The organism is Streptomyces sp. S.PB5, assembly GCF_030403745.1.
Lineage (GTDB): Bacteria > Actinomycetota > Actinomycetes > Streptomycetales > Streptomycetaceae > Streptomyces.
Genome location: NZ_JAQMWP010000013.1, coordinates 74937 through 95575 on the forward strand (window position 1 = coordinate 74937; position 20639 = coordinate 95575).

Sequence of the window (20639 nt, forward strand, 5' to 3'; positions counted from 1 at the left end):
TCTTTCACGACCTTTCCGCCGGGCTCACGAATCGGCCTTGCGATGCACCCGCGCGATCCAGTCCGCCGGTTTGGCGATCTCCGTCTTCGTCGGGAGCGTGTTGGGGGAGGTCCACACACGGTTGAAGCCGTCCATACCGACCTCGTTGACGACGGCGCGCACAAAGCGTTCGCCGTCGCGGTACTGCCTGAGCTTGGCATCCAGACCAAGGAGCTTGCGCAGGGCCATGTCCAGCCGGGAGGCGCCCTTGGCGCGGCGCTGCTGGAACTTCTCGCGGATCTCCTGGACGGTCGGTACGACTTCCGGACCCACTCCGTCCATCACGAAGTCGGCGTGGCCCTCCAGGAGGGACATCACGGCGGTGAGGCGCCCGAGGATCTCCCGCTGGGCCGGGGTCTGCACGATCTCGACCAACGACCGCCCCCCGTCGTCCTCCTCGCCCTCGGGCCGGCCGCCCGCGAGCGACTGGGCGGCCTCCCGGATGCGCTCCAGGACGGTCATGGGATCGACCTCGGTCTCCCCCAAGAACGACTGGATCTCGCCCTCCAGGTGGTCCCGCAGCCAGGGCACCGCGGTGAACTGCGTGCGGTGGGTCTCCTCGTGCAGGGTCACCCACAGGCGGAAGTCATGGGGCTGGACGTCGAGTTCGCGCTCCACGTGCACGATGTTCGGCGCGACCAGCAGGAGCCTGCCGCCGCCGTTGTCCCCGGCCGGGAGCTCGCGGGTCGCCGGGGCGAAGGTCTCGTACTGGCCGAGGACGCGGGAGGCCAGGAAGGACAGCAGCATCCCGAGTTCGACACCGGTCACCTTGCCGCCGACCGCGCCGAGGACCGCGCCGCCGGGGGTGTTGCCGCGCCGCTCCTGCATCTTGTCGAGCAGCGGCTTGAGGATCTCCCGGAAGCCGGCGACGTTCGCCTTGACCCAGCCGGGCCGGTCGACCACCAGGACGGGGGTGTTGTGGGTTTCCTCGGTACCCATTCGGGTGAAGCCGCGGACATGTTCCTCCGAGGCCTTGGCGTGCCGGCGCAGCTCGCTGACGACGGCCCGGGCCTCGTCGCGGCTCACCTCGGGGCCCGGCCGCACGAGCCGGGTCGCGGTCGCCACCGCGAGATTCCAGTCGACCATCTCGGCACCACCGATGCTCGTCATGCGTCAACCGTACGTGAGCGTTCCCACTTGGGGCAGGCCGCGGAGGCCGGCTTGACCGACGGTTCGTCGCGAACGTGCCCGACGTTGACGGTGAAGCGCGCGGGGCCGAAGAGGTGGCCGCGCGTCGGGCGGGCGCCCGGCGTCTGCGGCCGCCATCACCTGCAGCCGCACGCCGCCAGCGCCGTCGCCGTACGGTCCAGCGCCGCCTGTGCCGCCTCCTTGCCCGGGGTGTCCGAGGCGAGGAAGGCGAACGCCAGCAGCCGGCCGTCCCGGTCGACCACCGTGCCCGCCAGGGTGTTCACGCCGGTCAGCGTGCCCGTCTTGGCTCGTACGAGGCCGGCGGCACCGTCCGCGTAACGGGTGCTCAGCGTGCCGGTGAAGCCGGCGACGGGGAGGCCAGTGAGGGCGGGGCGGAGTTCGGGGTGGGCCGGGTCGCCCGCCTTCACCAGCAGGGCCGTCAGCAGGTTCGCCGTCAGTCTGTCCTCGCGGTTCAGCCCGCTGCCGTCCTTGAAGGAGGCGCCGGAGACCGGGAGTCGGAGCTTCTTCAGCTGGGCCAGGATCGCCTTGCCGCCGCCGTCGAAGTCGGCGCGTGCCTTCGTGGCCACGGCGGTCTGGCGGGCGAGGGCCTCGGCGATGTCGTTGTCGCTGTTGGTCAGCATGCGTTCGACCAGGGCGGACAGCGACGGGGAGGAGACCTCGGCAAGGGTCTTCGCACGCGTGGTCGCCTTGGACGGGCCGGGGGACGTGGCCTTGATCCCGGCCTCCTCCAGGAAGCCCGCGAACTTGCGGGCCGCGTCCTGGGCCGGATCCGGCGCCCGGTCCGCCGTACCGCTGACGGAGTCGTCCAGACGGCCCTCGTCGGCCATGAGGGCGCTGACCGGGGCGAGGTTGTCGTTGCCGGCGCCGATGGGGTGGATCCCGGAGCCCGCGTACAGGGTCGTGTCGTACGACAGGGTGACCTTGCGTACGTCGTCCTTCTTCAGGGTCTCGGCGGTCTCGGTGGCGAGGGTGCGCAGGCTCGCGTTGCCGTCGGCGCCCTTGCGGGCGGTCAGGGTGGGGTCGCCGCCGCCGACGAGGACGAGTTCGTCGGTGCCGGGTTCCAGGGCGGTGCGCGTGGTGAGGCGGTGGTCGGCGCCCATCGAGGACAGGGCGGCGACCGCGGTGGCGATCTTCGTGGTGGAGGCGGGGGTGAGGGCCGTGCCGGCGCCGGTGCCGTAGAGCCGCTTGCCGGTGGCCACGTCGACGACGACGGCCGCACGGCTGGTGCCGAGCGCCGCCTCCTTCAGGAGCGGGTCAAGCACGTCGGCGAAGGCCGGTCCGTTCGGCTCCGCCTTCGCGGTGGAGCCCGGGCCGCCGAGGCCGGTGAGGACGGAGGCGGCGCTGGGGGCGGGCTTGGGTGCCACTCCCGTCGTACTCGAATCGCGACCGTGATCTGCGCCACCCGTGTGGTCCTGGGCGGCGGCCCGGTCCCGCTCGGCCGTACGCTGACCGGTGGAGTCCCACGGGCCGGCGGCGGTCGTCACGACGGCGGTCAGTGCGAGTCCGGCGGTGGCGGCCCCGGCCGTGTAGTGCCAGGTCTTGACCCTTGTGACCTGCACGGACATGGTCCGGCCGAGTCGCACGACCCGTGGCTTCGCCGCTGTCGCGGCCCGTGCCAGACGGGGTCGTACGGCGTTCGCGACCCGCGTCACATGCGGTCTCGCGGCCTGCCAAGGCCTCAGCTCAGGCACGACCACCAGCCCCTTTCGCGATCACACACCTGCGTGAGGGACACTTAACCACCAGAACTATGTGCTGATCATGGAGGAGCCACCGGTGGAGTTCGACGTCACGATCGAGATTCCGAAGGGTTCGCGGAACAAGTACGAGGTGGACCACGAGACCGGTCGGATCCGCCTGGACCGTCGACTCTTCACCTCGACCGCCTACCCGACCGACTACGGCTTCGTCGAGAACACCCTCGGCGAGGACGGCGACCCGCTGGACGCGCTGGTCATTCTTGACGAGCCGACCTTCCCGGGCTGCCTCATCAAGTGCCGTGCGATCGGCATGTTCCGGATGACGGACGAGGCCGGCGGCGACGACAAGCTGCTGTGCGTCCCGGCGACGGACCCGCGTGTGGAGCACCTGCGTGACATCCACCACGTCTCGGAGTTCGACCGCCTGGAGATCCAGCACTTCTTCGAGGTCTACAAGGACCTGGAGCCCGGCAAGTCCGTCGAGGGCGCCAACTGGGTCGGCCGTGTGGACGCCGAGGTCGAGATCGAGCGTTCGTACAAGCGCTTCAAGGAGTCCGGCGGCCACTGAGCAGGCTGACGACTTCTGTTTTCCAGCGGGCCGCACGCACACGCGTGCGGCCCGCTGTGTGTCTGTGCGCATACTGGTGCGAACCGCCAGGTGCGACACGGGAGCTGTGAGTGACGGAGGCGGAGGACCGCAAGCCGCAGTCGGACGAGGCGAGGAGTGCCTACGACCCCGAGATCACGTCCGAGTTCGCGATCCCGCAAGGGCTCGCCGTACCCAGAGGCGGTGCCGGCGAGGCGGAGACGACGTCCGAGTTCTCGGTACCGGACGGCCTGGAGGTGCCGCCGGCGGCGACCGCCGATTCGGAGGGGTCGGCGTTCAACCCGCCACGCACCTACAGCGCCAAGCAGGCGCCCCCGGCGTTCACCCCCGCGACCGGCATACCGGTGGTCAGTCTGACCAAGGACGTGCCCTGGCAGGACCGGATGCGCACGATGCTGCGGATGCCGGTGGCCGAGCGGCCCGCGCCGGAGCCGGTGCACAAGGTCGAGGACGAGGGTCCCGCCGTCCCGCGCGTGCTCGACCTGACCCTGCGTATCGGTGAGCTGCTGCTCGCGGGCGGGGAGGGCGCGGAGGACGTGGAGGCCGCGATGTTCGCGGTCTGCCGCTCCTACGGCCTCGACCGCTGCGAGCCGAACGTCACCTTCACCCTGCTGTCGATCTCGTACCAGCCGTCGCTCGTCGACGACCCGGTCACGGCCTCGCGGACGGTACGGCGGCGCGGCACCGACTACACGCGGCTCGCGGCCGTGTTCCAGCTCGTGGACGACCTCAGCGACCCCGAGACGTCGATCTCCCTGGAGGACGCGTACCGGCGGCTCGCCGAGATCCGCCGTAACCGGCATCCGTACCCCACCTGGGTCCTCACCGCGGCGAGCGGGCTGCTCGCGGGGGCGGCCTCCGTGCTGGTCGGCGGTGACGCGATCGTGTTCGTCGCGGCCGCGCTGGGGGCGATGCTCGGGGACCGGCTGGCGTGGCTGTGCGCGGGGCGCGGGCTGCCGGAGTTCTACCAGTTCACGGTCGCCGCGATGCCCCCCGCCGCGATAGGGGTCGCGCTGACCGTGGCCCATGTGGACGTCAAGGCGTCCGCGGTCATCACCGGTGGGCTGTTCGCACTGCTGCCCGGGCGGGCGCTGGTGGCGGGCGTCCAGGACGGACTGACCGGCTTCTACATCACCGCGTCGGCCCGGTTGCTGGAGGTCATGTACTTCTTCGTCGGGATCGTGACGGGTGTGCTGCTGGTCCTGTACTTCGGGGTGCAGGTGGGCGCCGAGCTCAATCCCGAGGTCGCGGTGGTCATCCCCGAGCGGCCGTTGTGGCAGATCGCCGCGTCGATGATGCTGTCGCTGACGTTCGCGGTGCTGCTGCAGCAGGAGCGGTCGACGGTGCTGGCGGTCACCCTGAACGGCGGGGTCGCGTGGTCGGTGTACGGCGCGATGCGCTACGCCGGGGACATCTCGCCGGTTGCCTCCACGGCGGTGGCGGCGGGACTTGTCGGGCTGTTCGGGCAGATGATGTCGCGGTATCGGTTCGCCTCCGCGCTGCCCTACACGACCGCGGCGATCGGTCCCCTGCTGCCGGGTTCCGCCACGTACTTCGGACTGCTGGCGATCGCGCAGAACGATGTGGACAAGGGCCTGGTGTCCCTGGCCACGGCCGCCTCCTTGGCCATGGCCATCGCGATCGGGGTGAACCTGGGGTCCGAGATCTCCCGGCTGTTCCTGCGGGTCCCGGGCGGGTCGTCCGCCGCGGGGCGCAGGGCGGCGAAGCGGACGCGCGGCTTCTAGTAACCCTGGTTCTGGCCCTGGTTGTTGCCCTGGTTCTGGCTGTACGGGTACTGCTGCTGGTTCTGCTGCCCGTACCCCTGCGGGTACTGCTGGCCCTGCGGTGCGTAGTACTGGTCGTAGCCGTACTGCTGCTGCCCCTGCCCCCCGTTGTTCTGGTTGCCGTACGGCTGCTGGGGCTGGTCGTGGGACGGGATGCGGCGGAGCTGGGTCGTCGCGTCGTCCATGACCTGGTGCTGCTGGTGGGGCTGGGGGGCCGCCGGGGTCTGCGCCGCCGCCTTCTTCTTCTTGGAGCGCTCTCGCAGGTACTCGATGATGATCGGGACGACCGAGACGAAGACGATGAGGACGAGGATCGCCTCGACGTTCTTGTGGATGATGTCGATCTGGCCGAGCCAGTAACCCGCGAGGGTGACGCCGGTGCCCCAGGCGACGCCACCGATGATGTTGTACGTCAGGAAGGTGCGGTACTTCATCCGGCCGGCGCCCGCCACGATGGGGGCGAAGGTGCGGACGATCGGCACGAAGCGGGCCAGGACGATCGCCTTGGGACCGTACTTCTCCATGAACTCATGGGCCTTGTCCAGGTTCTCCTGCTTGAAGAGCTTGGAGTTGGGCCGGTTGAAGATCTTGGGGCCGAAGAACTTGCCGATCATGTAACCGACTTGGTCGCCGATGACGGCGGCCAGCACGATCAGGAGGCAGACCAGCCACAGGGGCTGGGTGATGTACTCGCCCTGGGCCACGAAGAGACCCGCCGTGAACAGCAGTGAGTCGCCGGGCAGGAACGCGAACAGACCGGACTCGGCGAAGACGATCAGCAGGATTCCGGGAAGGCTGAACGTCTCGATCAGATAGTCGGGACTGAGCCACTCGGGGGCGAGCGCGAGCGTGGTCACGGGTCTGTGGCTCCTGGTGTGGGGGTCGGGCTGGGACTGGCTGCCCAAAAGTATCAACGCAGCGGCCGGGACCCAGGTTCCATGAGTCTCCCAGGATGCCCTGTGCGGTCCCGGGGAGAACGCTGTGAGCCACCCGCAACCCGGTGCTGACGGCCCCCTCGGACAGCACCGGGTTGTGCGCGTACGGGACGGTCAGGCGGCGTGCCGGGCCGCGTTCGCCCTGATGGCATCCCTCAGGTGCTCGGCCAGACCCTCGCGCATGGAGTCGTAGAACACCTTGAAGCGCTCGTCGGAGACATACATCTCGCCGAAGGACAGGTGCATCTCGTAGGACACCTCGAAGTAGTACCTGCCGATGTGCTGCCGGTGCTCCTCGGCGAGGTCCATGGCCGCCTCGCCGGACGGCTCCTCGCCGGCCGCGACGAGCGCCGCGTACCGCTCGCCCCAGTCGTCGACCTCGGCCTGGATGCGCTTCCAGTCCTCCTTGGTGTACGTCGCCGCGCGGCGCTGCGACTCGGCGTACGCCTCCGTGCCGCCCCAGCGCTGTTCCGCCTCCTCGGCGTACTGCTCCGGGTCCTTGTCGCCGAAGACCTCGAACCGCTCCTCGGGGGTGAGATCGATGCCCATCTTGCGTGCCTCCATGGCCTGCTCCACGGCCGCCGCCATCTTCTGCAGTTTCTCGATCCGGGCGGTCAGCAGTTCGTGCTGGCGGCGCAGGTGGGCGCGCGGGTCCGTGACCGGATCGTCGAGGAGGGCGGCTACCTCGTCGAGCGGGAAGCCGAGCTCCCGGTAGAACAGGATCTGCTGCAGCCGGTCGAGGTCGGCGTCGGTGTAGCGCCGGTGGCCCGCATGGCTGCGCTCGCCTGGTACGAGCAGGCCGATGTCGTCGTAGTGGTGCAGTGTGCGCACCGTCACCCCGGCGAAACCGGCGACCTGTCCCACGGAGTAGCTCACTTCGTCCGCTCCCTTCTCGGTACGCGCTCCACGGTGCGTCCTCACGCGACGTGAGGTGCAAGCCCGTTTCCCGGTTTCCCCGTTTCCCCGAGTCCCGGGATCCTCCGGATGTAGCGCCCGTTTTGTCCGTTTATCGTGAGCCCGTGGCCCAGGACTCCGTGCAGCAGGCGCCCGCCGCCCCGGCGACCCCGGCCCGGGCGCTGCTGCCGTTGGTCCTCCCCGCTCTGGCCGTGGGTGTGGGCGCGAGCCTGCTCTTTCTCGGGGTGAGCGCGGCGGCCGAGGCCCTGCAGGACGTGCTGTGGCAAAACCTGCCCGATGCCCTGGGGGTCGGCCGGTACTCCGCCCTCTGGATCATCGTCATGCTCACCGCCACCGGGGCCGCGGTCGGTCTGGTGGTCTGGAAGGTGCCGGGACACGCCGGGCCCGACCCCGCCACCACCGGCCTGGACGCACCCGTGCTGCCGCCCGCCGTGCTGCCCGGCCTGCTGCTGGCGGCCTTCGTGATCGCCTCCGCCGCCGCGCTGCTCGGCATGGGTGCCGTCCGGGCCTTCCCCTACGTCCACGGCGGCTTCTCCCGGCTGCGGCATCCGATGCTCGCGCTGCCCGTCGGCGGGCTCGTCCTCGGACTGCTGGGCGCGCTGGGCGGTCACCTCACCCTCTTCAAGGGGCTGGACGAGGTCGGGGAGATCGCGGCCGACCCCGACGGCTGGTCGGCCGGGGAGTTCGCGACGATGACGGTGGTGAAGCTGGCCGCGCTGCTGGTCGCCGCGTCCTGCGGCTTCCGGGGCGGGCGGATCTTCCCGGCCGTGTTCGTCGGCGCCGCCTTCGGGCTGTGCGCCCATGCGCTGGTGCCCGCCGTGCATCCCGCGCTCGGTGTCGCCGCCGGGGTGCTGGGCATGCTTCTCGCCATCACCCGGCAGGGCTGGGTGAGCCTGTTCACCGCCGCCGTACTGGTCTCCTCGCCGGCGATCCTCGCCCTGCTGTGCATCGCCTCGCTGCCCGCCTGGCTGCTCGTGACCGGCCGCCCCCAGATGCAACTGCGCGAAGACGGCACCGCGGTCCGCTGACCCCGCCTCAGGAGACTCAGGAGAACTCTCATGCCGCTCCACAAAGGTCCCGACAAGCCCGACGAACGCCCGCTGTCCGTCAACCCCTTCTTCGGGGAGGCGAATCCGGTCGCCGGCATGATCGAGGCACCGCCCAAGCACCGGCTCCCCGACGCTCCGCTGCCGCCCTCCACGGCGTACCAGCTGGTCCACGACGAGTTGATGCTGGACGGCAATTCCCGGCTCAACCTCGCCACCTTCGTCACCACCTGGATGGAGCCGCAGGCCGGGATCCTGATGGGCGAGTGCCGGGACAAGAACATGATCGACAAGGACGAGTACCCGCGCACCGCCGAACTGGAGCGGCGCTGTGTGGCGATGCTCGCCGACCTGTGGAACGCCCCCGACTCCTCGGCCGCCGTGGGCTGTTCGACCACCGGCTCCAGCGAGGCCTGCATGCTCGCCGGGATGGCGCTCAAGCGGCGCTGGAGCAAGCGGAACCGGACTGCGGGGGCCCGCCCCAATCTCGTCATGGGGATCAACGTCCAGGTCTGCTGGGACAAGTTCTGCAACTTCTGGGAGGTCGAGCCCCGTCTCGTCCCCATGGAGGGCGACCGCTTCCATCTCGACCCGCAAGCCGCCGCAGCGCTCTGCGACGAGAACACCATCGGGGTCGTCGGCATCCTCGGCTCCACCTTCGACGGCTCCTACGAACCGATCGCCGAACTCTGCGCCGCCCTCGACGAACTCCAGGAGCGCACCGGCTTCGACATCCCCGTGCATGTCGACGGCGCGTCCGGCGCCATGGTCGCCCCCTTCCTGGACGAGGACCTGGCCTGGGACTTCCGGCTGCCGAGGGTCGCCTCCATCAACACCTCCGGGCACAAGTACGGTCTGGTCTACCCGGGCGTCGGCTGGGCGCTGTGGCGCGACCACGAGGCCCTGCCCGAGGAACTCGTCTTTCGCGTCAACTACCTGGGCGGCGACATGCCGACCTTCGCCCTCAACTTCTCCCGGCCCGGCGCCCAGGTCGTCGCGCAGTACTACACCTTCCTCCGGCTGGGCCGCGAGGGCTACCGGGCCGTGCAGCAGTGCACCCGGGACGTCGCCCTGCGCCTTGCCGAACGGGTGGAGGCGCTCGGCGACTTCCGGCTGCTGACCCGGGGCGACCAGCTGCCGGTGTTCGCCTTCACCACCGCCCATGACGTGACGGCGTACGACGTCTTCGATGTGTCGCGGCGACTGCGGGAGAGCGGCTGGCTGGTGCCCGCGTACACCTTCCCGCCGAACCGGGAGGATCTCTCCGTGCTGCGGGTGGTGTGCCGCAACGGGTTCTCGGCGGATCTCGCCGAGCTGTTCGTGGAGGATCTGCGCCGGCTGCTGCCGGAGCTGCGCCGCCAGCCGCATCCGCTGACCCGGGACAAGGAGGCGGCGACGGGGTTCCACCACTGAACCTGTCTCGGGTCCCGCTGCCGAAGGCGCTGGCCGGTCCGGGTCCGTCAGCTGTCGGCGCCCAGGTCGAAGGTGGTCCAGCGGACCCCGTCGGCGGATATGCGGTACCTCCCGGCGCCGAAGCTGTCGCCCCACAGATAGCCGAGCGGGGTCGTGGTCACCCAGCCCTGCGGTCCCCGGCCGCCGAGGCGGGTCAAGGAGCGGCCGCTGTCGGTGCTGCGCCAGACGCCGTCCTCGCCGTGGATGGTGAGGCTGCCGTCGGTGGCGGCGATCGGGGCGCCGAGGATCGAGCGGGGTTCGACGCCCTTGCGGTGTTTCCAGACCTGCTCCCAGGTGTGGCCGCCGTCGGTGCTGCGGTGGATGGCGAGCAGGCCGTTCTTCACGTCGTCCTCGTCGAGCAGCTGGCCGCGGTGGGCGGCGTAGAGCGCTGAGCCGTCGGAGACCACGCTCATGTTCCAGCCCTTCGGTCCGCCGGGCAGCTCGGACTTCCGCCAGCTGCCGCCCCCGTCCTCGCTCACCGCGAGTGCGGGGTGGCCGGAGCTCGGGTCGAGGCCGGCGGCGTAGAGCCGTGCGCCGATCCGGCCCGCCGGGGTGACGACGCCCTTCAGCGGGGGCTGGTTGGCCAGCACCCGGTACTCCCCCGTGTCGGGCAGCACTGCGAGCAGGCGGGTGCGGGCGCAGTCGTCGCCGTCCTCGTCCGACGTGGTGCAGTCCTGGACCAGGGCACCCCCCTCGGGCACCGTCGGTGTGGTGCCCCGGGCCCTGTCGGTCGACTGCCGCCAACTGGCGCCCCCGTCTCCGGTGAACCAAGTGCGACCCGGCGGCGGCCATTCGCCCTCGGTGATCAGCGCGCGTCCGGGCCCGAGCGCCACCAGGCCCGCGGTGATCCCGAGGTCCCCTGTCACATCTGGAAGCGGTGAGGTCCCCAGCCGCCAGGCGGCCGCGCCCTTGTCGAGCACGGCGACCCGCTGCACACAGCGCGTCTTGCTGCAGTCCGCGAGCAACGCGAACCCGCTGCCGTCCGCGGCGAAGCCGACCCCGACCGCGTGCCCCGGCAGACCGGTCGCCGACGGGATGCGGGGAGGGCCGACCTCCGCCGAAGCGACGGCCCGCTCACCCGCGCCCCGGCTCCTGCCCTGCTCCGCGCCGGCGCACCCCGCCACCGAGGCCGACACGGCCAGCAGCCCCATCACGACGGCCACCACGACCGCCACCCTCTCCTTGACCCACCCCATGACAACCCCCGCTCCACCCGGTCCGCGATGCGCCGACATTTCTGGTACACCGCTCGCCGCGCCGGGGTTCCCACTTGGCCACGACGACTTTCCCGACGGCTCACCGACCGCCCGGGCTACTTGCTCAACGCCCCGAACCTCCGCACGGCGAGCGGGAAGAACACCGCGACCAGTCCCACCGGCCACGCCACCGCCGCCCACACATGTCCGGCCTCGCCGCCCGGACCGCCGAGCAGGTCCCGTACCGCCGTGGCGGTCTGGGACATCGGGTTCCACTCGACGACCGTGCCCAGCCAGCCCGGCATGGACTGCGGGGTCGCGAAGGCGTTGGACAGGAAGCCCACCGGCCAGACCAGGATCTGGACGGCCTGCACCATCTCCGGTTTCCCGGCGACCATCGCCAGATGGATGCCGATCCAGAGCATGGCGAAGCGGAACAGCAGCAGGAGGCCGAAGGCGCCGAGGAAGCCGGACGCTCCGCCGTGCGCCCGCCAGCCGAGCGCACAGGCGACGCCGGTCATCACGGCGAGGGCCAGCGCCGACTGGAGCATGTCGGCCGCCGAACGGCCCACCAGCACCGCCCCGTTGGCCATGGGCATCGAGCGGAACCGGTCGATGACACCCTTGTTCAGGTCCTGGGTGACGGCGAGCATCGTGCCCTCCAGGCCGAAGGCCATGGTGAGCGCGAGCATGCCGGGGACCAGGTAGTCGACGTAGTCGCCGGAGACGCCCCGGCCGCCGCCGACCAGGTACGCGAACATCAGCAGGAGCATCACGGGAAAGACCAGGTTGACCACCACCTGCACCGGCTGCCGCGCCCAGTGGGCGAGTTCACGCCGGGTCATGGTCCAGGAATCGGTCAGCGCGTACGTACTCACGCGGCCTCCTTCGCTCGTCGGTTCCCGTCCGTGAGGTGCAGGAACACCTCGTCCAGCGTCGGCCGCCGCAGCGCCACGTCCTCCGCCGCGATCCCGGCCTCCTCCAGCGCCCGTACGACGCCGGAGAGCGCCGCCATCCGGTCGGTGACCGGGGCGCTGAGCAGCCGGCGGTCGGTGTCGACCGAGACGCCTGCCCGGCCGACCGGCAACAGGGCGACCGCCGCGCCCAGTTGGCCCGCGTCGCGCAGGACGACGTCGATGCGGTCGCCGCCGGTCAGGGCCTTCAGTTCGTCGGCCGTGCCGTCGGCGATCACCCGGCCGGCGTCCACGACGGAGATGCGGTCGGCGAGCTGGTCGGCCTCCTCCAGGTACTGCGTGGTCAGCAGCACGGTCGTACCGCCGCCGACCAGGGAGCGGACCGCGGACCACACCTCGGTGCGACCGCGCGGATCGAGGCCGGTGGTGGGTTCGTCGAGGAAGAGCACCTCCGGGTCGGTGATGAGGGAGGCCGCCAGGTCCAGGCGGCGGCGCATGCCTCCGCTGTAGGCGCGGACCGGTTTGCGGCCGGTGTCGGCCAGGTCGAAGCGGGCGAGGAGTTCGTCCGCACGCGCGCGTGCCCTGCGTGCACCCAGGTGGTAGAGGCGGCCGAACATCTCCAGGTTCTGCCGGCCGCCCAACTCCTCGTCGAGCGCCGCGTGCTGGCCGAGCAGACCGATGCGGAAGCGGACGTCGTGGGCCTGCCGTACGACGTCGTGGCCCGCCACCTCGACACGGCCCGCGTCGGGTCGCAGCAGGGTGGACAGGATCCGGACCAGGGTCGTCTTGCCCGCCCCGTTGGGCCCGAGCACGGCGTGCACCGTGCCGCGTCCGACCAGGAGGTCGAGGCCGTCCAGTGCGTTCCTTCCCGCCTTGCCGCCGTACCTCTTGCGTGCCCCTTCGACGGTGATCGCCGTGTCCGCCACTGAGAACCCCCTTCGCTAGTCAAACTTGACTACCAGCTCGAAGCTAATACCCCGAGCCCGATTGGTCAAACTTGATTAGTGGGCGTCCTCCGGATGCCGCTCCCCCGTCGCGTACGGGTTCTCCTGGCCTTCGGTGAGGACGCCGACGAACGGCTCGCCCTCCCCCGCGAAGGTGTAGGCACCGCCCTCGATACGGGCGATCAGCCCCTCGGTCCACTCGGCCTCCGCGTCGGCCGTGTGGATCCAGAGGTTCATGATCTCGCCGATGTGACCGAGCTGCTCCGGGCCGTCCTCGGGCACGTAGTGCTCGGTGACGGCGGAGCGCCACCGCTCGATCCCCCGGATCCGCTCCTTCAGCAGCGCCACCGCCTCGGCCCGCGGCAGTTCGACCATGAAGCCGATGGCCGCGGACTTCATGTCCATCTTCTGGTCGTAGGAGACCAGCGCCTCGCGCACCAGCCGGAAGCACTCCTCGACACCGGCCTCGGTGATCTCGTACTCCGTGCGCGGCGGCCCGCCGGCCGTGGAGGGCGCGACCTCGTGCGCGATCAGCAGGCCTTGCTTCGCCATCTGCTTCAGGGCGTGGTAGATCGAGCCGGGCTTGGCGTTGGACCACTCGTGCGCGCCCCAGTACTCGAGGTCGTTGCGCACCTGGTAGCCGTGGGCCCGCCCGTGCTGGCGCACCGCGCCCAGCACCAGGAGACGGATGGTTGACATGCGGTCCAGGTTATGGCCTCAGCTCTCGGCCAGTCCCACCAGCTCGAAGGCGGTCCTGCCGTCGAGCGACTCGCGGATGATGTCGGCGTGGCCCGCGTGCCGGGCGGTCTCGCGGATCAGGTGCAGGACCAGCCAGCGCATGGAGACCATCTCGTCCGGCGGGAACCAGGGGTCGTTCGGGAGCGGGAAGGTGTCGTCGAGGCTGGGCACGGACCGGATGAACGCCTCCGTCTCGGCGGCGACCTCCTCCCAGTACGCCAGCTGCTGCGCGACGGTCTCGCCGTCGCCGAGGGCGAAACACTCGTGCCAGTTCGACTCGTCCCGCTTCACCGCCGGCGGCTCGCCCTTGGCCCGTGCGACCCAGCCCTGCTCGGTCTCGGCGACATGCTTGACCAGGCCGGCGAGGGACAGCTCGCTCGCGCTGGGCCGGGTGGACGCCTGCTCGTCGGTCAGCCCGAGCACCGACCGGCGGATGCCGCCGCGCTGCTCGGCCAGGAAAGAGAGCAGTGCGCCGCGCTCGTCGCCGTACGCCTCGGGTCGCACATGAGTGACCATGACCGCTGCCTTTCGTCGGGATCGGGGGCCTGGAGGCCTCCTGACACAGACGAAGTTACGGGGGCTTGCGGTCAGGTTCTGTCCGCAAGCGGACGGGGCGTCGATGGTGTCCGGTGAGAACCTGCCGAGAGCTCCGCCGGGCCCGCCCCCTGCAACGACGAGGTCGGCGGCCCGGCCCCGCAGGACCCGGTCGCCGACCCGGTGTTCGTCTCCGTGCGCGCCCGTCAGAACGGGAACCCGCTCCGCCCGTGCTGCACCGAGATCCACTTCAGCGTGGTGAACGAGTCGAGCATCGTGTCGCCGTTGAGGCGGCCGACGCCGGAGCTCTTCTCGCCGCCGAAGGGCACGATCGGCTCGTCGTGGACGGTGCCGTCGTTGACGTGAAACATGCCGGTGTCGATGCGCTTGGCGAAGTTGACGCCGCGCTCGATGTCCGCGGTGTGGACGGCGCCGCTGAGGCCGTACGGGGTGTCGTTGACGATGCGGACCGCCTCCTCCTCGCCGTCGACCGGGATGAGGAAGGCGACCGGGCCGAAGACCTCCTGCCGGAGCAGCGGGGAGTCGGCCCGGAGGCCGGTCAGGACCGACGGGGAGACCAGGTTGTCCGTCGCCTCGCCGCGCACCAGGGCCGTCGCGCCGTCGGCGACCGCCTGCGCGACGGTGGCCGAAAGGGCGTCCGCCTGGGAGGAGTTGATGACCGGGCCGATCACGGTCTGCGGGTCGCGCGGGTCGCCGACCTTCAGCGACTTGACCTTGGCGACGAACTTCTCGGTGAACTCGTCCGCGACGGAACGGTCGACCAGCACCCGGTTCGCGGCCATGCAGACCTGGCCCTGATGGACGTACCGGCTGAAGACCGCGGCGTCGACGGCGTAGTCGATGTCGGCGTCGTCGAGGACCACGATGGCGCTGTTGCCGCCGAGTTCGAGGACCGAGCGCTTGAAGTGCGAGGCGGTGACGGTGGCGACATGGCGGCCGACCTTGTCGGAGCCGGTGAAGGAGATGACCTTCGGGATGGGGTGCTCGAGGAAGGCGTCGCCGACCTCCGCGATGTCGGTGACGACGACGTTGAGGAGGCCCTTGGGCAGGCCCGCGTCCTCGAAGATCTTCGCGACCAGGGTGCCGCCGGTGACCGGGGTGTTCTGGTGGGGCTTGAGAACCACGCCGTTGCCGAGCGCCAGCGCCGGGGCCACCGACTTGATCGAGAGGAGGAGCGGGAAGTTGAAGGGGCTGATCACGCCGACCACGCCCACCGGCACGCGGTAGACGCGGTTCTCCTTGCCGTCGATCGGCGACGGGATGATCCGGCCCTCGGGGCGCAGCGACAGATGGATCGCCTCGCGCAGGAACTCCTTGGCGAGGTGCAGTTCGAAGCCGGCCTTGACGAGGGTGCCGCCGATCTCGGCGGTGATCACCTCGGTGATCTCCTGCTGGCGCTCCTCGATGAGCCGCAGCGCCTTCTCGAAGACCGCGCGACGGGCGTACGGGTTGGTCGCGGCCCACTCCATCTGGGCGCGGGCGGCCGCCTGGTAGGCCTCGTCGATCTCGTCGACCGTGGCTATGGTGATCGACGCCAGCTTCTCGCCGTCGTACGGGTTGAAGTCGATGATGTCCCAGGAGCCCGTGCCCGGGCGCCACTCACCGTCGATGTACTGCTGGGCCAGATCCGTGAAGTACGACGACATGTGATCCCCAAATCGCTAGCAGAAGCACGCGACGCGCGATCGACGTCACGGTCTGATCACGCGTCATCGTACTTCTGCCGTCTGCCAGTTGGGGACACAGAGCGAGGTTCTGGGGAAAACCCTAGGAGAGTTCGCGAAGATCCGACGGCGTCATCAGGAGAGCTGGAGGAGACCTCGTAGAAGATCCCGGCTCTCGTCCGGCCCCGGACTGTCCTGCTGGAGTTCCTTGAGAGCCTTCTCGTACTGGGCCACGTCCTCGCGCTTGTCCAGGTACAGGGCGCTGGTGAGCTGTTCGAGATAGACGACGTCCAAGAGGTCGGCGTCGGGGAAGCTGAGGATGGTGAAGGCGCCGGACTCACCGGAGTGGCCGCCGAAGCCGAACGGCATGACCTGCAGCCGTACGTTGGGCCGCTGGGAGACCTCGATGAGGTGCTGGAGCTGGCCGCGCATGACCTCGCGGTCACCGTATGGCCGGCGCAGGGCCGCTTCGTCGAGGACGATGTGGAGTTCGGGGCCGTCCTCATCGGCGAGGTACTTCTGGCGCTCCAGGCGCAGGGCGACGCGCTTTTCGATGTCGGCCTCGCTCGCGCCCTTCATACCGCGCTCGACGACCGCGCGGGCGTACGCCTCGGTCTGCAGCAGGCCGTGCACGAACTGCACCTCGTAGACGCGGATCAGGGTGGCCGCGCCCTCCAGGCCCACATAGGTGGGGAACCAGCTCGGCAGGACGTCGGAGTAACTGTGCCACCAGCCCGCCACGTTGGCCTCGCGGGCGAGGGAGAGGAGGGAGGCCCGCTCCTGCTCGTCCGTGATGCCGTACAGCGTCAGGAGGTCCTCGACGTCCCTCGTCTTGAAGCTCACCCGGCCCAACTCCATCCGGCTGATCTTCGACTCCGAGGCACGGATCGAGTACCCCGCCGCCTCGCGGGTGATTCCTCGTGCCTCACGCAGTCGCCTGAGTTGCGAGCCGAGCAGCATCCGCCGCACCACCGATCCGGGCTCTCCCGCGCTCACGTTCGCCAGCCTCCCCAGCCGTCTTCAGGAGCCGAAGTCTGCCACTAAAACACTTCGAGCTGTACTCGTCCGATTACAGAGATGGAAAGAAGCCAAAGATTCCACACCGCATGAGGGGAGGAGAAGGCAAGAGAGGTAAGGAAGTTGGCGGAAAAAATGACCAACAAGCGGTACGGGAGCGTCCAATTCGGTCACGTGCACGTGCATCTGCACCTTGCATCTGCACTCCTCATCCGAAACCATGGTCCCGCGCAACCGCTGCATCGCAACGACCGCGAACCTCCGGGAGTGCCTCGCATGGGGACGAATGGATCGACCATGCTCGAGCCGTTACGGCAGGGCCTTCCGCCACTGGATCCCTCGGCCGTGTCCAACGCCGCCTCCTGCGCCCTGCCCGCCCGCTACGAAGCGGTGCGCGAGGCACGGCAGTTCACCCGTCGCACGCTGGACCAGTGGGACATCGGCGACCGCTTCGACGACGTCTGCCTGGTCGTCTCCGAACTGGTCACCAACGCCCTGCGGCACGGACTGCCGACCAGCAACGGGGTCGCGCCCGATCAGATTCCGCCCGTGCGGCTGCATCTGATGCGGTGGACCGAGCGACTGGTGTGCGCGGTGCGCGATCCCAGCCATGACAGCCCGGTCGCGCGCGATTCGGACGACTTCTCGGCGGAATCCGGCCGGGGCCTGTTCCTCGTCGACTCCTTCGCCGACAGCTGGGGCTGGCACCCGCTCGCGGGCACGCTCAACGGCAAGGTCGTCTGGGCGCTGTTCCGGCTGCAGCTGCAGCAGTCCGCCGAGTGAGGCACCGCGGCGTTTTTCGGCGCCGCGGTTCTACGCGCGTCACCGTGTGTGGCGTACCGATCGCCCTGGGTTCCAGGGTGATTGAGGGGCTGTCAGCTCGCTATCAGGTGGTCGAACTCGCCGTCCTTGACACCGAGGAGCATCGCCTCGATCTCTGCGCGGGTGTAGACGAGGGCCGGGCCGTCCGGGAAGCGCGAGTTGCGCATGGCCACGCCTCCGTCGGGGAGACGTGCGAACTCGACGCAGGATCCCTGCGAATTGCTGTGCCGGCTCTTCTGCCAGGCCACCCCGTTCAGTTCCGTGGCCGCCATGCCGTTGTACACGTCGTGGTCCAGGTCCACAGGTCGCTCCCCGGTGGTGCGGTGGCCTTGGGGGCCATTGATGCAAAGGTCAACTGAGGTCAACTGATCCGGATCATAGCTCTGTTCACGTGCAGATGCATGAGCAGATGCACGTGCACGCGGGGTGTTCCCGTGGTTACAGATGTGACGTACGGGGCGCTGCATCCGTTCCCGGGTCTCGTACTAGAGACAGACGCGTTCCACGCCCTTCCTGTTCCAAGCAAGGGCCACCGCATGAGAAACCCGCATGAAAAACCCGCACGGGAAAGCAGGAGGCTCCCCACGCGCCGGCGTGGGGAGCCTGGTGGCCTGCGGGTGTCCTCACCTGCTGGAGTACGGCAGCAGCGCCATCTCCCGGGCGTTCTTGATGGCGCGGGCGAGCTGTCGCTGCTGCTGGGCGGTCACACGGGTGACGCGGCGGCTGCGGATCTTGCCGCGGTCGGAGATGAACTTCCGCAACAGGTCGGTGTCCTTGTAGTCGACGTAGGTGATCCCGGCCTGGTCCAGCGGGTTGGGACGGTTCTTGGCGGGCTTGCGCTCGGGCTTGCGGGGCATGCGGGTCAGACCTCCAGGAGGGTGTCGAAGGCGGGCGGCAACTGCTTCCAGGCGTCGCGCCCGGCGGCGTACTCGGCGTCGGTGAGCAGACAGTGCTCCAGCAGCCGTTCGAGCCCGTCGCGGTCGAGCGCGGGCGAGGTGAACACCAGGTGCTGGCAGCAGTCGCCGTGTTCCGGGTGCCAGTCCATGGCCGCGGCGGCCCGGCGCACCGGCGGGACCATCTCCCAGGCCGCGTCGGGCAGGGAGGCGAGCCAGGGGCCCGCGCTCTCCACGCACAGGGCGCCGCCGGCCGCGTCCCAGTGCAGCAGCACATCGGGCTTGTCGGCGAGCCAGAACCGGCCCCGGCTGCGGGCCGCAGCGCAGGTGATGTCCTCCAGCGCCTCGTACAGCCGCTCCGGGTGGAAGGGGCGGCGGCGGTGCCAGACCAGGGTGGAGACCCCGTGGGCGTCGGCCTCGGCGGGGAGCAGGGCGCAGGCCGGGTGCTGCGCGGCGGCCGCGGCCTCCACGTCGAAGCCGGCGAGGGCGGCCGCCGCCAGCGGTGACCGTGCGGACGCCTGTGCATCCGGGCGTGCCGTACCCGCCGCCCGCTCATCCGGCCGCGCGGTCGGCTGTACGCCCACCGGGCCACCGTGGCCGATCGGGACCTGGCGGGCCGTCGGGTGCAGCTGGGCCAGCAGCTCGCGGTCCTCGTCGTCGGCCTCCTCCGAGTCGGCCACGGCGAGGACGGGGGCGTACTCCAGCTGTCGGGCGAAGGTGTCGGCGATCGTGCGCTGGTCGGTGGCGGCCGCGGCGAGGCCGCGGTCGGCGAGGTCGTCGCCGTTGCCGAGGTACGGCAGGACCAGGGCCGGGTCCACGGCGGTGATGACGCCGGTGACGGTCAGGCCGCCCGCGGTCACCACCTCGGCCATCGCCTTGGGCTCGACGGAGTCCCAGAGTTCGACGATCGCGAGCCTGGTCAGGCCGTCGTCGGCGAGGCGGCGGAGCTCGGGGACCAGGTCCTCGCGCAGGGCGCAGCACGCACAGTCGTTGACCAGGGGGGCCTCGTCCGCGGAGAGGAGGCCGGTGGCGTCGCGGACGGTTCGTACGACCGTGCCCGCCGCGGCCGTCGCGAGGTCGTGGTGGAGGACGACACTGCCGGGTACGTCGGTGAGCAGCCGCTCGACGGCCGCCTTGCGGGCGTCGGCGTGCAGCCCGCCGACGATCGCGACGGCGAGCGGCACCCCTTCCTTCGGCCCTTCCATCAGCCCTTCTTCCCGTACCGGCGCTCGAAGCGCTCCACGCGTCCGGCGGTGTCCAGGACACGGGCGGTGCCGGTGTAGAAGGGGTGGCTGACGTCGGAGATCTCGACGTCGACGACCGGGTAGGTGTTGCCGTCCTCCCAGTCGATCGTCTTCTCGCTCGTCATCGTCGAGCGGGTCAGGAAGGCGTAGTTCGCGGCGCGGTCGCGGAAGACGACCGGGCCGTAGGAGGGGTGGATTCCCTTGCGCATGGCGGTGGTCAGCGCTCCTCTCGGAAGTCGACGTGGCGGCCGACGACCGGGTCGTACTTGCGGAGCGTCAGACGGTCCGGGTCGTTGCGGCGGTTCTTGCGGGTGACATAGGTGAAACCGGTCCCCGCCGTGGAGCGGAGCTTGATGACCGGGCGGAGTTCGTTGCGAGCCATGCCGTGTATCTTACTGAAAATGAATTCCATTTACGACAGCGATCCAGGAGAGGTGCATCACCCGTGTCCGCCCACTGCATGCTGACCGGCGCCCAGCCGGGCTTCGGCAACCGCATCTCGCACTCCCACCGGCGCACTTCGCGCCGCTTCGACCCCAACATCCAGAGCAAGCGGTACTGGCTGCCGAGCGAAGGCCGGTACGTCCGGCTGCGGTTGAGCGCGAAGGGGATCAAGACCGTCGACACGATCGGTGTCGAGGCCGCCGTGGCGCGCATCCGCGCGCGGGGAGTGAGGATCTGATGGCCAAGAAGAGCAAGATCGCGAAGAACGAGAAGCGGCAGGAGATCGTCGCCCGGTACGCCGAGCGGCGGGCCGAGCTGAAGGAGATCATCCGGCGCCCGTCGTCGACCGACGCCGAACGGATCGCGGCACAGCGGGAGTTGGGGCGCCAGCCGCGGGACGCCAGCGCCACGCGCGTACGCAACCGGGATCAGGTGGACGGGCGGCCGCGCGGGTACTTCCGGGCGTTCGGGCTGTCGCGGGTGAGTCTGCGTGAGCAGGCCCACGCCGGGTACCTGCCTGGGGTGCGCAAGTCGTCCTGGTAGCTTGCGGTCGTTCCGTCGACCGCTACAGCTAGGGAGCC

General features: G+C 70.1%; 23 protein-coding genes. 7 read left to right on the forward strand and 16 right to left on the reverse strand.

Annotated elements, in window-relative coordinates; translation table 11 throughout:
* Positions 1-24 precede the first annotated feature (24 nt).
* Together PH203_RS31060 and dacB are read right to left on the reverse strand one after the other, a co-directional pair.
* Positions 25-1149 carry a zinc-dependent metalloprotease gene (locus PH203_RS31060; RefSeq protein WP_289924107.1) on the reverse strand — a complete coding sequence of 375 codons (1125 nt, stop codon included), beginning with the start codon at positions 1147-1149 and terminating at the stop codon, positions 25-27.
* Between the two features lie 155 nt (positions 1150-1304).
* Positions 1305-2885: a D-alanyl-D-alanine carboxypeptidase/D-alanyl-D-alanine-endopeptidase gene (dacB, locus tag PH203_RS31065; RefSeq protein ID WP_289924108.1), complete on the reverse strand. Its 1581-nt coding sequence runs from the start codon at positions 2883-2885 to the stop codon at positions 1305-1307.
* A gap of 79 nt (positions 2886-2964) precedes the next feature.
* Here dacB and PH203_RS31070 point away from each other — a divergent pair, with 79 nt between their 5' ends.
* Together PH203_RS31070 and PH203_RS31075 are read left to right on the forward strand one after the other, a co-directional pair.
* A complete protein-coding gene (locus PH203_RS31070) occupies positions 2965-3456 on the forward strand; it encodes an inorganic diphosphatase (protein ID WP_194078292.1) in 492 nt (163 codons plus the stop codon).
* Positions 3457-3566: 110 nt separating this feature from the next.
* The gene (locus PH203_RS31075; protein WP_289924110.1) at positions 3567-5240 is read left to right on the forward strand and encodes a threonine/serine exporter family protein; all 1674 of its coding nucleotides are present in this window, start codon (positions 3567-3569) and stop codon (positions 5238-5240) included.
* Here PH203_RS31075 and PH203_RS31080 read toward each other — a convergent pair.
* Positions 5237-6136: a VTT domain-containing protein gene (locus tag PH203_RS31080; RefSeq protein ID WP_289924112.1), complete on the reverse strand. Its 900-nt coding sequence runs from the start codon at positions 6134-6136 to the stop codon at positions 5237-5239. The genes PH203_RS31075 and PH203_RS31080 overlap by 4 nt on opposite strands.
* Positions 6137-6328: 192 nt before the next feature.
* A complete protein-coding gene (locus PH203_RS31085) occupies positions 6329-7090 on the reverse strand; it encodes a MerR family transcriptional regulator (protein WP_289924113.1) in 762 nt (253 codons plus the stop codon).
* A gap of 143 nt (positions 7091-7233) precedes the next feature.
* Between PH203_RS31085 and PH203_RS31090 the strand changes: the two genes are divergently transcribed.
* Complete coding sequence (locus tag PH203_RS31090) at positions 7234-8157, forward strand: chloride channel protein (protein ID WP_289924115.1); 924 nt, start codon at positions 7234-7236, stop codon at positions 8155-8157.
* 30 nt (positions 8158-8187) lie between these two features.
* Complete coding sequence (locus PH203_RS31095) at positions 8188-9588, forward strand: glutamate decarboxylase (RefSeq protein WP_289924116.1); 1401 nt, start codon at positions 8188-8190, stop codon at positions 9586-9588.
* Between the two features lie 47 nt (positions 9589-9635).
* Here PH203_RS31095 and PH203_RS31100 read toward each other — a convergent pair whose 3' ends face one another.
* From PH203_RS31100 to PH203_RS31130, 7 genes are all read right to left on the reverse strand, one after another.
* Positions 9636-10823, reverse strand: a complete 1188-nt coding sequence (locus PH203_RS31100; protein ID WP_289924117.1) for a sialidase family protein — start codon at positions 10821-10823, stop codon at positions 9636-9638.
* Positions 10824-10939: 116 nt separating this feature from the next.
* On the reverse strand, positions 10940-11701 hold the full coding sequence (locus PH203_RS31105) for an ABC transporter permease (protein ID WP_289924119.1): 762 nt from the start codon (positions 11699-11701) through the stop codon (positions 10940-10942).
* The gene (locus tag PH203_RS31110) at positions 11698-12663 is read right to left on the reverse strand and encodes an ATP-binding cassette domain-containing protein (protein ID WP_289924120.1); all 966 of its coding nucleotides are present in this window, start codon (positions 12661-12663) and stop codon (positions 11698-11700) included. Before PH203_RS31110 ends, PH203_RS31105 begins: the two co-directional genes overlap by 4 nt.
* A 75-nt stretch (positions 12664-12738) precedes the next feature.
* On the reverse strand, positions 12739-13380 hold the full coding sequence (locus tag PH203_RS31115; RefSeq protein WP_289924121.1) for a PadR family transcriptional regulator: 642 nt from the start codon (positions 13378-13380) through the stop codon (positions 12739-12741).
* A gap of 18 nt (positions 13381-13398) precedes the next feature.
* Positions 13399-13935: a DinB family protein gene (locus tag PH203_RS31120; RefSeq protein WP_289924122.1), complete on the reverse strand. Its 537-nt coding sequence runs from the start codon at positions 13933-13935 to the stop codon at positions 13399-13401.
* A 224-nt stretch (positions 13936-14159) separates the two neighbouring features.
* Positions 14160-15620, reverse strand: coding sequence for an aldehyde dehydrogenase family protein (locus PH203_RS31125; protein WP_289924124.1), 1461 nt, complete (start codon positions 15618-15620; stop codon positions 14160-14162).
* 153 nt (positions 15621-15773) lie between these two features.
* Complete coding sequence (locus PH203_RS31130) at positions 15774-16598, reverse strand: helix-turn-helix transcriptional regulator (RefSeq protein ID WP_289924405.1); 825 nt, start codon at positions 16596-16598, stop codon at positions 15774-15776.
* Positions 16599-16931: 333 nt separating this feature from the next.
* Here PH203_RS31130 and PH203_RS31135 point away from each other — a divergent pair, with 333 nt between their 5' ends.
* Positions 16932-17438 carry an ATP-binding protein gene (locus PH203_RS31135; protein ID WP_289924125.1) on the forward strand — a complete coding sequence of 169 codons (507 nt, stop codon included), beginning with the start codon at positions 16932-16934 and terminating at the stop codon, positions 17436-17438.
* A gap of 92 nt (positions 17439-17530) precedes the next feature.
* Here the strand turns inward: PH203_RS31135 and PH203_RS31140 are convergent, their stop codons facing one another.
* The 5 genes from PH203_RS31140 to rpmG all read right to left on the reverse strand — a co-directional run bounded on the left by PH203_RS31140 (position 17531) and on the right by rpmG (position 19996).
* Positions 17531-17773: a DUF397 domain-containing protein gene (locus tag PH203_RS31140; RefSeq protein WP_289924406.1), complete on the reverse strand. Its 243-nt coding sequence runs from the start codon at positions 17771-17773 to the stop codon at positions 17531-17533.
* A gap of 327 nt (positions 17774-18100) precedes the next feature.
* Positions 18101-18334: a 30S ribosomal protein S18 gene (gene rpsR / locus PH203_RS31145; RefSeq protein WP_289924127.1), complete on the reverse strand. Its 234-nt coding sequence runs from the start codon at positions 18332-18334 to the stop codon at positions 18101-18103.
* A gap of 5 nt (positions 18335-18339) precedes the next feature.
* On the reverse strand, positions 18340-19575 hold the full coding sequence (locus tag PH203_RS31150) for a GTP-binding protein (RefSeq protein ID WP_289924128.1): 1236 nt from the start codon (positions 19573-19575) through the stop codon (positions 18340-18342).
* On the reverse strand, positions 19575-19823 hold the full coding sequence (locus tag PH203_RS31155) for a type B 50S ribosomal protein L31 (protein WP_289924130.1): 249 nt from the start codon (positions 19821-19823) through the stop codon (positions 19575-19577). Before PH203_RS31155 ends, PH203_RS31150 begins: the two co-directional genes overlap by 1 nt.
* Positions 19824-19831: 8 nt before the next feature.
* Entirely contained in the window at positions 19832-19996 is a 165-nt protein-coding gene (gene rpmG, locus PH203_RS31160) for a 50S ribosomal protein L33 (RefSeq protein ID WP_033321692.1), read from the reverse strand.
* Positions 19997-20059: 63 nt separating this feature from the next.
* Here rpmG and rpmB point away from each other — a divergent pair, with 63 nt between their 5' ends.
* The gene (gene rpmB / locus PH203_RS31165; protein WP_289924133.1) at positions 20060-20296 is read left to right on the forward strand and encodes a 50S ribosomal protein L28; all 237 of its coding nucleotides are present in this window, start codon (positions 20060-20062) and stop codon (positions 20294-20296) included.
* Positions 20296-20601, forward strand: coding sequence for a 30S ribosomal protein S14 (gene rpsN, locus PH203_RS31170; protein ID WP_289924134.1), 306 nt, complete (start codon positions 20296-20298; stop codon positions 20599-20601). Before rpmB ends, rpsN begins: the two co-directional genes overlap by 1 nt.
* Positions 20602-20639: the final 38 nt, after the last annotated feature.

What these genes read in the sequence shown, in the direction of transcription:
- rpsR (WP_289924127.1), bottom strand. Translation starts at nt 18,334, where the DNA reads ATGCCCCGCAAGCCCGAGCGCAAGCCCGCCAAGAACCGTCCCAACCCG.
- rpmG (WP_033321692.1), bottom strand. Translation starts at nt 19,996, where the DNA reads ATGGCTCGCAACGAACTCCGCCCGGTCATCAAGCTCCGCTCCACGGCG.
- PH203_RS31130 (WP_289924405.1), bottom strand. Translation starts at nt 16,598, where the DNA reads ATGCTGCTCGGCTCGCAACTCAGGCGACTGCGTGAGGCACGAGGAATC.
- PH203_RS31155 (WP_289924130.1), bottom strand. Translation starts at nt 19,823, where the DNA reads ATGCGCAAGGGAATCCACCCCTCCTACGGCCCGGTCGTCTTCCGCGAC.
- PH203_RS31120 (WP_289924122.1), bottom strand. Translation starts at nt 13,935, where the DNA reads ATGGTCACTCATGTGCGACCCGAGGCGTACGGCGACGAGCGCGGCGCA.
- PH203_RS31115 (WP_289924121.1), bottom strand. Translation starts at nt 13,380, where the DNA reads ATGTCAACCATCCGTCTCCTGGTGCTGGGCGCGGTGCGCCAGCACGGG.
- rpsN (WP_289924134.1), top strand. Translation starts at nt 20,296, where the DNA reads ATGGCCAAGAAGAGCAAGATCGCGAAGAACGAGAAGCGGCAGGAGATC.
- PH203_RS31060 (WP_289924107.1), bottom strand. Translation starts at nt 1,149, where the DNA reads ATGACGAGCATCGGTGGTGCCGAGATGGTCGACTGGAATCTCGCGGTG.
- PH203_RS31095 (WP_289924116.1), top strand. Translation starts at nt 8,188, where the DNA reads ATGCCGCTCCACAAAGGTCCCGACAAGCCCGACGAACGCCCGCTGTCC.
- PH203_RS31125 (WP_289924124.1), bottom strand. Translation starts at nt 15,620, where the DNA reads ATGTCGTCGTACTTCACGGATCTGGCCCAGCAGTACATCGACGGTGAG.
- PH203_RS31135 (WP_289924125.1), top strand. Translation starts at nt 16,932, where the DNA reads ATGGGGACGAATGGATCGACCATGCTCGAGCCGTTACGGCAGGGCCTT.
- PH203_RS31100 (WP_289924117.1), bottom strand. Translation starts at nt 10,823, where the DNA reads ATGGGGTGGGTCAAGGAGAGGGTGGCGGTCGTGGTGGCCGTCGTGATG.
- PH203_RS31150 (WP_289924128.1), bottom strand. Translation starts at nt 19,575, where the DNA reads ATGGAAGGGCCGAAGGAAGGGGTGCCGCTCGCCGTCGCGATCGTCGGC.